Below are 14,041 nucleotides of genomic sequence, written 5' to 3' on the forward strand. Positions count from 1 at the left end.
CTATGTCACTGACCAACCGATTTTTGCCGATGCTGCTGTCGGCGTGCGCCGCCCTGCCCGCTACCAGCCATGCGTTGGCCTGCCGCGAGGACGGCACCGGTTCGATCATCACCCAGGAGGCGCTGGGCACTGCACTGGCAGTGGCGGCCGACGCCCCCAACGGCACCATCATCTGGGAGTCAGGCCCACGCTCAACCAATGTGATCTGCAAGGACGACTACAACCATGGCCGCGAAGAGGTGTACTTCTACGTCAACCCGGCCAGTGTGAGCATCGGCACCGGCATCCGCGTAGGCATCCGCTACAACAACCAGCCGATTACCCAGAGCACCGGCAAGGTCGGCACCGGGTTCTTTTCCGACCGTGGCTGCAACCTGTCCAACTGCGTGGGCTGGGACAAAGCGCGCTTTACCCTCAACTTCAGCGTGTTCATCGAAAAGTACGACCCCACGCCCCCCAGTGGCCAGGCCAGCACACTCAGCTCTTACCGGGTATTCCAGCTGGACGGAGTGCGCGGCCTCAACTCACGGCCCAACAGTAACTTCAACTATGTGGTGACCGGAATGAATGGCATCCGCTTCGTCCCCTGCACGCCGGAGCTGACCATCACCCCCAGTGTGGTCAACTTCCCGACACCGTCACGCAAAGCGTCGATCGGTGAAGTCGCCAGCACGGCGAACTTCAGCCTGAACCTGCGCAAGGGCTGCGACACGCCTTACACCGTCAGCGCGCGCTTCGCGACCACCGCGGGCGGCGGCAGTGTGACCAATGGCTTGCTGGTGCCGGACAATAACCCGTCGGTGGGTATCTCGTTGTCCCGCGCCGAGAGCCAGCAGCAACTGCCATTCAACAACTGGTTCACGCTCCAGGAGCTGATGGGGCTGGGCCAGAGTCACGATGAATTCCGTGCCGACCTGAAATGGCGCACCCTGCCGATTCCCGGTGCGTTCGATGCCGCAGTGGTGGTGGATATGTATTACAAGTAAGTGGTTTTTAAGGATCGTCTTATGCCATCGGCCTGGATCGGCGCTTAAAGTCTGTCGATGCGATTGAAAAGTTACCTGCTCCAGATCAACCCCGTTCTCTCTCGACCCGAAGCAGCCAGAAGGCTGCTTCGTATTTTTGCGACCGTGCTGCTGATCGGCATCCTGAGCGGCGTCTACACCTTTCTGCTGTCCACCTTCAACAGTGACATTTCCCAGCGCCGTGGCTACATGAGCAGTGCCATCGCCGAAGCCCACACGTTTTTCACCAACCGCGAAGCCTTGCTCGAAAGTCTCAGCCTATCGGCCGTACGCCGGCCATCGAAGACGCCGGTCTACACCTTTTCCCCGGAAGAACAGCACTTGCTATTGGGTGACACGCCAGCCAACCAATGGAGCATCTGGCTGACCACGCGCATGCGCGAATACCTCAAGGCCAAGCAACTCAACCTGCTGTACGTGAACGCCGGGCCTACCCCTCAGGTGACGCGCCTGTATGACGCCACCGCACAAGTACTGCCGATTTCAAAGTGCATGCTCAACCGCCTCAAGGCCCTGCAACACAGCGATCCCACCGGCCTCAACGAGGTGTGGCTGAGTGACAAGACCGAAGGCCACTCGCACCTGTACATCTTCATCCGCCTGGATGAGCGCGACCCCGAGTCCGGTTGGCTCGGCATGGAAATGGAAAGTCGCGAAGTGTCCTCGACCCTCAGCGACAAAAGCGCCGGCGAATTCATGATGCTCAGTTCTCAGGGCATGCTGGTGTTCACCAACAGTGACAACGCGCGGCTCAGCCAGCAACGCCTGCGACCCGGAGAGGAAAGTTTTTTCGGTTTTGTCGGCAACGGCTGGTTGCCCGATCACCTGGTGATCCGCAAACACCTCAAATCCTCGGACTGGCAACTGATGTACTCCATCGACCTGCGCGCGGTGGTCAGTGGCCTGTGGAAGCAGTTGCTCGGCTCGCTGCTGTTCTGCCTGTTCAGTCTGACGCTGATCTGGCTGGTGATGCGTCGGGTGGACCAGCGTTTCATCATTCCGTCGATCCACCGCATCCAGGCCCTGATCGAAAGCGAAGCGTTCGGCCGCGATGTGATCCAGACCGCCCCCGTGGCCTTATGTGTCTTGCGCCGCACCGACGGCCAGGTGGTCCTGGAAAACACCCTTGCCCAACAATGGCTAGGCGCCGGACCGGAGCGGGAAGCCCTGCGTGACGGCTGGATAGAGCAGGCCTTCGCCAACGGACCGTCCGAGCGCAGTGACTATTTTGAAACCATCGACGGCCGCCACCTGTACCTGAGCAGCGCACCCACCCGCTATAAAGGCGAAGACGTGTTGTTTTGTGCGTTCAGCGATATCAGCGCACGCAAGCAGGTCGAGGCCGCGCTGGAGGAAGCACGGCAGTCGGCCGATGCCGCCAACGCCGCGAAAACCCTGTTCCTGGCAACCATGAGCCACGAAATCCGCACGCCGTTGTATGGCGTGCTGGGCACTCTGGAGTTGCTGTCACGCACCCAATTGGACACCCAGCAAAAAGACTATCTGCATGCCATCGAAGGCTCGTCCTCGACCTTGTTGCAGTTGATCTGCGATGTGCTGGACGTCTCCAAGATCGAAGCCGGGCAGTTGGCCCTGGAGCTGAGCGAGTTCTCGCCGCTGGACCTGGTGCACGAGATCATCCAGGGCTACGCCGCTGCGGCCCAGGGAAAAGGCCTGCAACTCTACGCATGCTTCGACCCCAAGCTGCCGGAACGCTTGATCGGCGACGTGACGCGCATTCGCCAGATCCTGAACAACCTACTCAATAACGCGGTGAAGTTCACCGACTATGGACGCGTGGTGTTGCGGGTCAAGGTGCTGGGTCGCGACGGCGAGCGGTCCAGCCTGTTGTGGCAGGTTTCGGACACCGGCAAAGGTATCGCCCAGGAAGACCAGGCACTGATCTTCGAACCGTTCTACCAGAGCGAAGGCAACACCAATGTGGTCGCCGGCACCGGCCTGGGCTTGCCGATCTGCCAACGCCTCACCGAATTGATGAACGGCAATATCCGCATGGTCAGCGAGCTGGGCCTGGGCAGCAGTTTCAGCCTGACCCTGCCGCTGGAGGAGGCGCCCACTGCGTCGATGCCGCCCCTGCTGGCAGAAACCATTTACGTCGCCTCGCCGATTCCGGAACTGGCCAACGCCATCAGCGGTTGGCTGCGACGTTGGGGGGCGCGGGCACAGACAGCCCTGCCGGCCCAGACCGAAGGGCATCTGCTATTGCAACTGCACCCCGGCAACGTGGACCCCTCGCTCGCCCCCGATTGGGCCGGCCCGGTGATCCATGCCAGCGCCAACGCCTGCAGCACCCCGCAGGATGACGCCGGTGCGTGGCAGGTCAACCTCAATCACTTGACTGCCATTCACCAGGCGGTCAGCCAGGCGCAGGGGCTGTGGATCGCGCGGGCCGATGAACAGACCCGCCAGCGCGACCTGAAGAAGCTCAACCTGCACCTGCTGGTGGCCGAAGACAACATCATCAACCAACTGATACTGCGCGACCAACTGGAGGAGCTCGGCTGCACCGTGGATTTGGCGGCCGATGGTCACGAAGCCTTGCTGTTGTACACCGCAGGCACCTTCGATGTGGTGCTGACCGACGTGAACATGCCTCACATCAACGGCTACGAACTGGCGCGGGAACTGCGGCGCCAGGGCTGCCCGTTGCCGATTATCGGGGCCACCGCCAACGCGATGCGCGGCGAGGCCGACCTGTGCCTGGCCGCCGGCATGAACCATTGCCTGGTCAAGCCATTCGCGTTGCGGGCGCTCTTCAATTCCCTGGCGCCTTATGCACGGATCACCCATGAAGCCCCTTAGTATTCTGATCGTCGAGGACCATCCCCTGCAGCACATCTACTTGCAGCACCTGCTCAGTGAGTTGGGGGACTTCCTGCTCGAAGCCGCCCAGGACGGCAAGGAAGCGCTGGAACGCCTGCGCCAGCGCGAGTTTGACCTGGTACTGACCGACCTGTTGATGCCTGGCATGGACGGTGTGCAATTCATTCAGAGCCTGGCCGGCCTGCGCTGCAAACCGGCACTGGCGATCATGAGCGTAGCGTCCCGGCGCATGTTGATGGCGGCCAGCCTGGTAGCCAAGAACCTGGATGTGGAAGTGATCGGGCTGATCTCCAAGCCGGTGGCTGCCGACGCCTTGCGCAGCCTGGTCGACCAGCTCAGGCACAAACTGCGCACCCCCTCGCCGCTGCCGCCCGAGCATGTGGACATCGACCGTCACACGCTGATCCAGGCGATGGGCAACGGCCAGTTGCAGGCGTGGTTCCAACCGAAAAAGTCGCTGGCCAACGGCCGCATCGTCGCCGCCGAAGCGCTGGTACGCTGGATGCACCCCGAACAAGGGGTGATGTTGCCAGGCGCGTTTCTGGAAGCGATCAAGGCCTTCGAACTGGAAGAGCGCCTGCTATGGCTGGTGCTCAAGCAGGCGATCTACGCACAGAAACAATGGTGCCTGCGCGGCTATGACATCCCGGTGTCAATCAACCTGCCCACCCATTTGCTCAATAGCCAGGACTTGGCCGACCGCCTGCTGGAATTCGTACTGCTGCACGACGGCATCCCCGGCATGATCTGTTTCGAGTTGATGGAATGCTCAGTGCCCCAGGACATCAGCAACTTCTACGCCGGTGCCTGCCGCCTGCGCATCAAGGGGTTTGGCTTGTCCCAGGATGATTTCGGCAAGGGCTACAGCTCATACCTCAACCTGGTGTCCACGCCGTTCACCGAACTCAAGATCGACCAGGCACTCGTCCAGGGTTGCCATGACAACGAAGGCATGGCTTCGGCGCTGGCAAGCATCATCAGCCTGGGCCGCAAGCTGGGCCTGACGGTGGTGGCCGAAGGGGTGGAGACGCCCCAGCAACTGGCGCTGCTGCGCAAGATCGACTGCAACCAGGTGCAAGGCTTTCTGATTTCCCACGCGGTATCTTCCGAACAATTTCAACAACTTCTGAACAATGATGGCCCCGCGACATCTCATTAGGCGCCGGGCACGGATTATTTGTTGCAGAGTGGGAGTAAGCTCCATCCAGTGCCGATTTTTTCTCCGCCTGCGGAAGTCCCTGATGAAGCACAACAACGCGGTCCTGGAAGCCTTTACCCGAAGCTCATTGCGCTTGAACAAAGGCCTTATGCTGATGTTCGGGCTCGCGTTGTTACTGGCCCTGACCAATTACTGGTCGCTGCAACGGGGTGTCGATACCCGCTACAGCGGCATGCGGTTTCATTTCGCCCGCCTGATGGAAAACCTCCAACAACACGAGTCGTTCCTCAAGAATCTGTCGCACCCCGGCGTCCAGGCCGAACTGGTGCGGGCCACCGACGTACAGGTCAGCCTCGGAAACCGCACGGTCGACACGCGGCGCACCTTGTTCGAAGGTCAGAAATACTCGTTCTCGGTGCCGTTCAGCGTGACATTCGATGAGGAGCGTGTCGGCGTCGGTGCCCGGCCACGGATCTTTGCCTTGGGCGCCCATCTGACCAGTTACTACAGCGCCTTCTGGTCATCATCGCCGTACCAGGCGCCACCGACTTTTGTGTTCAATCGCCAGGTTGACTACACCATCGACATCCCCGCCGTTGGCTACCCACGCAACGACCGTGACGGAGGCACCGGGCAAGGGTTGGTCAATGCCGTGCAGGACGCCCTCGGACAGACGCCGCCAGGGCTGGCGCAGGAGCGCGTGTACTGGGAAGCCGGGCCCGCGCCCGACCATTTGCTGGCCTATATCGGTATCCCACTCGACGGCCCGGATTCGGCGGTGGTCGGGACCGTGCTGGACGTGGCCCAGGCTGACGATGTGCAGCGTGCCCTGGAGCGCTCTGCGTTTGATCGCTTTACCCTGATCGCGCCGGATGGCACTCGGCTGATCGGGCCGGAAATAGCCGGCGCGCCCCTCAGCAACGGCGTGCACTTCACGGCAGATGGCTTTGAATTCAAGATCTCCCAGGCCGGCGACCAACCCTGGAGCGCAATCTACGGCCTGAGTTATGCGCGGTTTTTCCACTACGCGTTCTGGCCGCTGAGCAGCCTGGCACTGTTCCTGGGCAGCTTGCTTGCGCTGGGGTGGGCCGGCAGCCGCTGGTACCGGCGCCAAGTGATTGTGCCAGCACGCCAGGCCCACGAGCGCATCGCTGAAAGCGTAGCGTTCAGCCGCGTGATCATCGACACCGCGCCCACCGGTTTATGCGTGGTACGGCGCAGCGACGGTGAAGTGTTGATCGAAAACCAGCGCGCCCAGCAATGGCCAGGCAGCGCACGCCTGGTGGCCGCCCTGGCCGGTGCCCACGACAGCGCCGAAAGCGGCGAGACGCACCTGGAAATCGAAGGCCGGCACCTGCAGATCGGCTTCGTGTCCACGCGCTATCAGGCACAGGACGTGCGCCTGTATGCCTTCAACGATATCACCCGGCATATCGAGGACGCCTCGGCCCTGGACGACGCGCGCCGTGTCGCCGACGCGGCCAACGAAGCCAAGACGCTCTTCCTGGCGACCATGAGCCATGAGATCCGCACCCCACTGTATGGTGTGCTCGGCACCCTGGAACTACTGGGCCTGACGCAACTGGACCCACACCAGAAAACGTACCTGCACACCATCCAGCGCTCGTCCGCGACGCTGTTCCAGTTGATCAGCGATGTGTTGGATGTGTCGAAAATCGAGTCCGGGCAAATGGCGATCGAGGCCGTGGAATTCTGCCCGTTGGACATGCTTGAAGACACCCTCCACACCTACGCCGCCTTCGCCCAGCGCAAGGGCCTGCAACTCTACAGTTGCATCGACCCGCAGCTGCCGGACTGCGTCCTCGGCGACCCGCTGCGTATCCGCCAGATCCTCAACAACCTGGTGAGCAACGCCATCAAGTTCACCGACATCGGACGCGTAGTGATCCGTGCCAGGGTACGCGCGCGCGACGCCGGGCATGTGGAGCTGGAGTGGCAGGTGACCGACTCGGGCGTGGGGATCGCCCAAGCGCAGCAGTCCAAGCTGTTCGACCTGTTCTACCAGGCGCCGGACACCGCAAGCGAAGGCGGTGCCGGGTTGGGGCTGCCGATCTGCCGATGGTTGGCGCAAATGATGGACGGTCAGATCAAGGTCGTCAGCGAGCCCGGGCTGGGCAGTAGCTTTACCTTGAAAATCCGTTTGCCGGTGTGTTCAGGTGCGTTGACCAGCCCGCCGTTGATCGAGCCCAGCCTCACGCCGGTGTATGTACAGGCACCGATGCGCGAGTTGGCACAATCGGTGTGTGACTGGCTCAATCGCCTGGGCATTGCCGCCGCCCTGGCCGCGTCGACCCAGGAGCCAGGCGACCCCGGCGCCGTGCTGGTGGACGTGCAGCCCAATGAGCCGATCTCGCCGTGGACAGGCCAGCGCGTGACCTGCCTGCCGGGTGCTCACGCCCCTCCGCTGCCCACAGCACAGGGCTGGGTGGTGGATATGCACGACGTGCGCGCCATCGCCGCCACGGTGTCCCTTGCCCAGCACGGCAAGCACGAGCAACCCGCAGCGGCCCAACCCCAAAGCATCGGCCGATTGGGGCTACGCGTTCTGGTGGCCGAGGACAATCCGATCAACCAGGCGATCATCAAGGAGCAACTTGAGGCACTCGGCTGCTCGGTGAGTCTGGCCGCCAACGGCGAACAAGCCTTGCACCTGTGGCAACCGCAAGCCTTCGACCTGGTGTTGACCGACGTGAACATGCCGCTGATGAACGGCTACGACCTGGCTCGGACCCTGCGCGAACACGCCCCGGATTTGCCGATCATTGGCGTGACCGCCAATGCGATGCGCGAAGAAGGCGTACGCTGCCTGGCGGTGGGCATGAATGCCTGGCTGGTCAAGCCATTGAGCCTGCAAACCCTGCGCGCGCAGTTGATCAGGCTGTGCAAGGTAGCTCCGCCCGCCGAAACGTTCGACGACAGCGTGCAACTCTCGGACAGGATGCGCCCGTTGTTCATCACCAGCGTGCAGCAGGACCTGCAGCATATGGGCACCGCACTGGAGCAGCGTGATGCCTATCGCCTCGGCCAACTGTTGCATTCGATGGCAGGCGCACTGGGCTCCGTGCAGGCAGCCAGCCTGGCGCATGCCTGTATTGAACTGGAAAACGCACTTAACCATGGCCGCCTCGACACTGCGCTTACGCTCAAAGTGAAGGTGGTGATGCAGCGACTCTCGGCCGTCCTGGAGACTCTCCAGTCCGGGCCCACTTCCCTCACATGAACTGGCACTACGGACGGCCCCTTATGAAAACATTCAACGTGGTTATCGCGGACGATCACCCGATCGTGCTGCTCGGGGTGCGCGAACTGGTAGAACGCGACACGCGTTTCCAGGTCGTGGGTGAAGCCGTCTGTTCGACGGGCCTGATCGAGCTGTTGCAGCGTCAGGGCGTCGACATCGTGATCACCGACTACAACATGCCGGGCGACTCGCCCTACGGCGATGGCCTGAAGCTGGTGGAATACCTGAAACGGCATTTCCCGCAGGTGCAGATCCTGATCCTGACAATGATCTCCAATCATCTCATCCTCACCCGCCTGCAGGAGTTGGGGGTGGTCGGCATCATCCAGAAAAGCCAGTTGCACACCGAGATCCAGCTGGCGCTCAAGGCCATTGCCCAGCAGAGTGCCTACCGCAGCCTGGAGCCGCCCAAGAGCTCGGTAATCGAGACCCTCACCGCCATCGACGAGCGCTTCTCGACCTTGTCGCCCAAGGAGTTCGAGATCCTGCGCCTGTTTATCGCCGGCATGAGTGTGAGCGATATTGCGCGCAGCCAGAACCGAAGTGCCAAGACGATCAGCGCACAAAAGATAGCGGCCATGCGCAAACTTGAAGTCAGCAGCGACCAGGACCTGCTCGCTTATTGCCTGGCGTGCAACATATTCAACTAACAAAACTTTAAAGCCATTTATCAACAATGGCTTATCTGATTGTTCATTGATAATCCCGCCTCCATAAGTGCAACTAAACCATCCCCCAACGCTTATAAGAATCGTCTTATGTGCCCGCCCACCCTCGCCGCTTAATCTTTACGGGCAGTTCAGCAACAGCACTTTCCAATTCACACTTATGGACATCATCATGAAGAAGTTTTCCCTGGCTGTTATCGCCTCGGCCATTTTCTGCGCTTGCGCCGGTGCCTACGCCGAAGAACCGGCGGCAAAGACTCCGACCCTGGGCGGCAGCGGTAAAATCACTTTCACCGGCGTGATCAACAATGATGCCTGCTCGGTAGATGGTGCCAACTCCGACCGCACCATTTCGGTGGACATGGGTAACGTGTCGATCAAGGACATGGGCACCGCGGAAAACCCGACCGCAGGTCGCGTAACCGCCAAAGACTTCAACCTCAACGTCAACTGCAACCAGGGCACCAAGGTCGCGATGATCTTTGACGCCAACAACGGCGGCTCTGGCCTGGTCACCGGCAAGAACGTACTGGCGCTGAACCCGGGTTCGGCCACCGCACAAAACGTCGGTATCGCCCTGCTCGACAGCAAAGGCACGCTGATCGACCTCAGCTCGGCGGCCACCGCACGCATCGAAAGCACCATGCACGGCCAGGGCACTGAAGGCGGCGACGCCACCCTGAGCTTCGCGGCAGCCTACGTCACTACCGGCGCCGCGGGTGCATCGACCGCCGGTCGCGGTGACGCCACCCTGCCGTTCATCCTGCAATACGAATAACCCTTCGCCTGTACACCGAGCGCGCGAGGCCCTACGGCCTCGCCATTCTCCTTCTGATGACACCGGAAACCCTCATGCTGCCTCGTTCTATCGCCCTGGGCCTCGGGCTGCTGGGCATGTTCATGGCGACCCAGGCCGTCGCCAGCATCTCATTGAATGCCACGCGTATTGTGTTCGATGGCGACCACAAGGAAGCCAACATCACCGTGCGCAACGGCAACCAGGATGTGTTGATCCAGTCTTGGGTCGACCGCAACGACGCCAGCAGCAGCCGCGCGCCGTTTGCCGTCACCCCACCGTTGGCACGGGTGTTTGCCAAGGAACAGCAACTGCTGCGCATCTTGTATGAAGGCACCGGCATGCCCACTGACCGCGAGTCCGTGGTGTGGCTCAACGTGCAGGAAATCCCCAAGGCCAGTGAAGTCGAGAACACCTTGCAGTTGGCCATCCGCCAACGCATCAAGATTTTTTTCCGCCCTGCCGGCTTGCCGGGCAGTGCGTTGCAGGCCCCCGCCCAGCTTGAGTGGACGCTGGCCAGGCACGGCGCACAGTACGTGCTGACGGTGAAAAACCCGACGCTGTACCACGTGTCCATGGCCGACATCAAAGTGCAGGAACAGTTGGCCAGCGACTCCACCATGGTCGCCCCAGGCGAAGAAAAACAGTTCCCACTCAAGGGCCCGACGGCCAGCGGCGCGGTGCGGTTGTCGTTCTCCAGCATCAACGATTATGGCGCGCAGAACCATTACAGCGCCTCCCTGGCAGGCGGCACCACGCACGCCACTGAATCACGCCTCAAACCCTGAGCACTTCGCCTCAGGCTCACGCTTGCCAACCAGGGATGTCACAGGTCTTCGCATGTCTTCTCTCTCCAGCAACAGGTCCGCGCGTGGCGCACTGCACTTAAAGACGCTGTCGCTGGCGATTGCCGCCAGCCTGCCCGTCTGGGCCATGGCGGACGAGGCCACGCAAACCTTCAACACGACATTCCTGCAGGGCTCGCAATCACCAGTCGACCTGCAACAATTGCTTTCGGCCAACAGCGTATTGCCGGGCAACTACCGCGTCGACCTGTACAGCAACGAAGTGCTGGTGGGCCGGCGCGACATCGACTTCAAGCACGACCGGCAAAACGACCGGGTCGAAGCCTGCCTGACCCTCGACTTGCTCAAGCAGTTGGGCATCGACATGGCGCGCCTGGAGGCCCAGGGCAAACTCGACCCGCAACATCCGCTGGCATGCTACCCACTGGCGCAACTGATCGAAGACGCCAGCGTGCGCTATGACAGCAGCCGCCTGCGCCTGTTGGCGAGTATTCCGCAGGTGGCCATGCAACGCGGCCTGCGCGGCTACGTCGACCCGCAGCTATGGGACGAAGGCGTGCCCGCCGCGTTCATCAACTACCAGTTCAACAGCAGCCGCACCGCCGGCGACTACAACACGCGCATCGCGAACAACCTGGGTTTGCGCAACGGCATCAACCTGGGTGCCTGGCGCCTGCGCAACGAGTCGAACCTGAGTGGCGGCACCGGGCGCACGAACACCTACACCAGCAACCGGACCTATGTGCAACACGACGTGACGGCCATCAAGGGCCAGTTCAGTGCCGGTGAGATTTTTTCCGACACCGACCTGTTCGACAGCGTGCGCTATCGCGGGGTCAAGCTGGCCTCCGACGAAGGCATGCGGGCCGACAGCGAGCGCGGCTATGCACCGGTGATCCGAGGCGTGGCGCAGACCAACGCGACGGTGGAAATCCGTCAGAACGACTACATCCTCTATACCGCCAACGTTGCGCCGGGGCCGTTCGAGATCAACGACATCTACCCCAGCGGCTCCAACGGTGACTTGCAGATCACCGTGATCGAGGCGGACGGCACCCGCCGTGTCACGATGCAGGCGTTTTCCAGCTTGCCGATCATGGTGCGCGAGGGGCAAGTGAAGTACAGCCTCTCGGCGGGACGGTTCAACAGCAACACCGATGGCCTGGCAACCCCGCGCTTTCTGAGCGGCACCCTGGCGTATGGCTTGACCAGCAACCTCAGTGGCATCGTCGGCCTGCAAGCCGCAGAGGACTACAGCGCCCTGTCCCTCGGCGCCGGACGCAACACGACATGGGGCGCTGTGTCGCTGGATGCGACCCACTCATCGAGCAAAGCGCGTGGGCAAACCACCCAGGGCAGCAGCGTGCGCGCGTTGTACGCCAAGACCTTCGCCGGCACCGACACCAACTTCACCCTGGCCGCCTACCGCTACTCCACCGAGGGTTATCGCAGCTTCAGCGACCACGTCGAAGACATCAGCGAAAACCTCCGTGGGCGTAGCGGCCATTCGAAGACCCGCACCGACCTGACCATCAACCAGAGCCTGGGGCGCAACAGTACGTTCGGCAGCCTGTATTTGAACGCCAGCGACCAGCGCTACTGGAACCGTGGGGGCTCCCAGAGTTTTTCCGCTGGCTACACCAGCAACTGGGGCAACCTGAGCTACAACCTTGGCGTGACGCGTACCAAGCAGATTGTCACCTGGGGCGAACCGAGCAGCGACACCCAGGTGAACCTGTCCGTCTCTTTCCCACTGGGCAGCCAGGCACGGGCGCCGCGCGCGTTCGTGACCACCAGCCACCAGCACGGCAACACCACCACCCAGGCCGGCATCAACGGCTACGTCGCCGATACCAGCGATACGTTCTATTCGGTACAGGCCGGGCACAGCGACACCAGCGGCGATTCCGGCTCGGTCAACATCAACAGCCGCACCGCTATGGCGGATGTGAGCCTGGGCTACAGCCAGGGCCAGGGCTACAACTCGCAGAACCTCAACCTCGCCGGTTCCGTGGTGGCCCATGGCGGCGGGATCAACCTGGGGCAGACGGTCAGCGAAACCTTCGCACTGGCCGAGGTACCGGGGATTTCCGGGGCGAAGATCAGCAGCTACAGCGGCGTCGAAACGGGCTACAACGGCTACGCGGTGATCCCGAATGCTCAGCCTTACCGCGTCAACTGGGTCAGCCTGGATACCCGCGACCTGGGCGCTGACGTGGAAATCACCAACGCGACCCAGCAAGTGGTGCCACGCCGTGGCGCCGTGGTGGTCGCGCATTACAGCGGCACCACGGGGCGGCGGGTGTTGTTTGAGTTGATGGACGCGCAGCGCAAGCCACTGGGTTTTGGGGCTTCGCTGGAGGACTCGACTGGGAAGCAATTGGCGATTGCCGATCCGAATGGGAATGCGTTGGCATTGGTAGACCAGGACCAGGGGGCCCTGGTGATCAAGTGGGGGGAACACCGTTGCAGCGCTTCGTATGTGTTGCCACCACAGAACAAGGCACTGAATTATGAGCGGCAGGCATTGGTGTGCGGCCCTTGATGGGATGAGAATGCTCAGGGTGGTGAGCCAACGCAGAATTGGGCTATGGTGCCGCCCACGCGCCCTTTACCACCGAGACTTCTGCATGCGTAACCTGATCTTCGCCAGCCTGCTCCTGCTCGCGGGCTGCCAACAAACGCCGCCGGCCAATGACCAACTCGATGCCGTGCTCTGGACCCAGACCTCCATTGAGCATGAGCTGATCTACCGCCAACTCTTCGCCAACGCCACCCGCCAACTCGACCTGGCCCTGGCCGATCCGACCTGGGACGCCCTGCCCTTTCCCCCACGCGACCTGAACGGTTTACCACCTGCGGTGGTGGTCGATATCGATGAAACCCTGCTGGACAACGTACCGCTCAATGCCCGCGACGTGGTCAACAACCAGGTCTATTCCTACGACCGCTGGAACACCTGGGTCGACCAGGCCAAGGCCCAGGCGTTGCCCGGTGCGGTCGCCTTCCTGCAAGCAGCCCGGCAAAAAGGCATCAAGGTGTATTACCTGACCAACCGCGAACACAGCCAGGTCGCCGCCACAGTGAAAAACCTGCGCCTGCGCGGTTTCCCGGTGGAAAACGACGAACAAGTCCTGGCCGCCAGCACCCCCACCGGTCACTGCGAAAGCGCCGGTTACGGCAAGAACTGCCGCCGCCAATGGGTCGCCGCCCACGCACGGGTGTTATTGATGGCCGGTGACTCCCTGGGGGATTTCGTGCAGGCCGAGCACAATACCGTCGCGGATCAACGCAAGGCGGTGGAGCCTTATGTGAACTGGCTGGGACAGCGCTGGTTCTTGCTGCCCAACCCGACCTATGGCAACTGGTACAGCGCGCCGTATGGGGATGATGAGAAGTTGCCGTTCGAGCAAAAGCGCAAGCTCAAGCAACAGGCGTTGCAGTTGCAGGAGTAATCAGCCTTGGCTGGCCCACCGTCCTT

Annotated in this window: 9 protein-coding genes; all 9 read left to right on the forward strand. The window is 61.8% G+C overall.

The genetic code is table 11. The features are described 5' to 3' along the window. The first annotated feature begins 2 nt into the window (after nucleotides 1-2). The 9 genes from BLR69_RS10655 to BLR69_RS10695 all read left to right on the forward strand — a co-directional run bounded on the left by BLR69_RS10655 (nucleotide 3) and on the right by BLR69_RS10695 (nucleotide 14,015). Nucleotides 3-986 (forward strand): fimbrial protein, encoded by a 984-nt coding sequence (locus BLR69_RS10655; RefSeq protein ID WP_071495945.1) that lies wholly within the window; start codon nucleotides 3-5, stop codon nucleotides 984-986. A gap of 57 nt (nucleotides 987-1,043) precedes the next feature. After that, a complete protein-coding gene (locus BLR69_RS10660; protein ID WP_071495946.1) occupies nucleotides 1,044-3,848 on the forward strand; it encodes an ATP-binding protein in 2,805 nt (934 codons plus the stop codon). Then, on the forward strand, nucleotides 3,835-5,028 hold the full coding sequence (locus BLR69_RS10665) for an EAL domain-containing response regulator (RefSeq protein WP_071495947.1): 1,194 nt from the start codon (nucleotides 3,835-3,837) through the stop codon (nucleotides 5,026-5,028). The genes BLR69_RS10660 and BLR69_RS10665 overlap by 14 nt, the downstream gene beginning before the upstream one ends. An 82-nt stretch (nucleotides 5,029-5,110) precedes the next feature. After that, nucleotides 5,111-8,269 (forward strand): hybrid sensor histidine kinase/response regulator, encoded by a 3,159-nt coding sequence (locus BLR69_RS10670; RefSeq protein ID WP_071495948.1) that lies wholly within the window; start codon nucleotides 5,111-5,113, stop codon nucleotides 8,267-8,269. Between the two features lie 23 nt (nucleotides 8,270-8,292). Then, nucleotides 8,293-8,940: a response regulator gene (locus BLR69_RS10675; protein WP_071495949.1), complete on the forward strand. Its 648-nt coding sequence runs from the start codon at nucleotides 8,293-8,295 to the stop codon at nucleotides 8,938-8,940. 190 nt (nucleotides 8,941-9,130) lie between these two features. Beyond that, nucleotides 9,131-9,736, forward strand: a complete 606-nt coding sequence (locus tag BLR69_RS10680) for a fimbrial protein (RefSeq protein ID WP_071495950.1) — start codon at nucleotides 9,131-9,133, stop codon at nucleotides 9,734-9,736. Between the two features lie 74 nt (nucleotides 9,737-9,810). Next, complete coding sequence (locus tag BLR69_RS10685) at nucleotides 9,811-10,542, forward strand: fimbrial biogenesis chaperone (RefSeq protein ID WP_071495951.1); 732 nt, start codon at nucleotides 9,811-9,813, stop codon at nucleotides 10,540-10,542. A 52-nt stretch (nucleotides 10,543-10,594) separates the two neighbouring features. Next, nucleotides 10,595-13,105: a fimbria/pilus outer membrane usher protein gene (locus BLR69_RS10690; protein ID WP_071495952.1), complete on the forward strand. Its 2,511-nt coding sequence runs from the start codon at nucleotides 10,595-10,597 to the stop codon at nucleotides 13,103-13,105. A gap of 85 nt (nucleotides 13,106-13,190) precedes the next feature. Further along, nucleotides 13,191-14,015, forward strand: a complete 825-nt coding sequence (locus BLR69_RS10695; RefSeq protein ID WP_071495953.1) for a 5'-nucleotidase, lipoprotein e(P4) family — start codon at nucleotides 13,191-13,193, stop codon at nucleotides 14,013-14,015. Nucleotides 14,016-14,041 lie beyond the last annotated feature (26 nt).

The sequence above is a fragment of the Pseudomonas azotoformans genome (assembly GCF_900103345.1).
GTDB lineage: Bacteria > Pseudomonadota > Gammaproteobacteria > Pseudomonadales > Pseudomonadaceae > Aquipseudomonas > Aquipseudomonas azotoformans.

Coding starts and splice junctions, on each gene's coding strand:
- BLR69_RS10655 (WP_071495945.1), top strand. CDS start 3: ATGTCACTGACCAACCGATTTTTGCCGATGCTGCTGTCGGCGTGCGCC.
- BLR69_RS10660 (WP_071495946.1), top strand. CDS start 1,044: ATGCGATTGAAAAGTTACCTGCTCCAGATCAACCCCGTTCTCTCTCGA.
- BLR69_RS10665 (WP_071495947.1), top strand. CDS start 3,835: ATGAAGCCCCTTAGTATTCTGATCGTCGAGGACCATCCCCTGCAGCAC.
- BLR69_RS10670 (WP_071495948.1), top strand. CDS start 5,111: ATGAAGCACAACAACGCGGTCCTGGAAGCCTTTACCCGAAGCTCATTG.
- BLR69_RS10675 (WP_071495949.1), top strand. CDS start 8,293: ATGAAAACATTCAACGTGGTTATCGCGGACGATCACCCGATCGTGCTG.
- BLR69_RS10680 (WP_071495950.1), top strand. CDS start 9,131: ATGAAGAAGTTTTCCCTGGCTGTTATCGCCTCGGCCATTTTCTGCGCT.
- BLR69_RS10685 (WP_071495951.1), top strand. CDS start 9,811: ATGCTGCCTCGTTCTATCGCCCTGGGCCTCGGGCTGCTGGGCATGTTC.
- BLR69_RS10690 (WP_071495952.1), top strand. CDS start 10,595: ATGTCTTCTCTCTCCAGCAACAGGTCCGCGCGTGGCGCACTGCACTTA.
- BLR69_RS10695 (WP_071495953.1), top strand. CDS start 13,191: ATGCGTAACCTGATCTTCGCCAGCCTGCTCCTGCTCGCGGGCTGCCAA.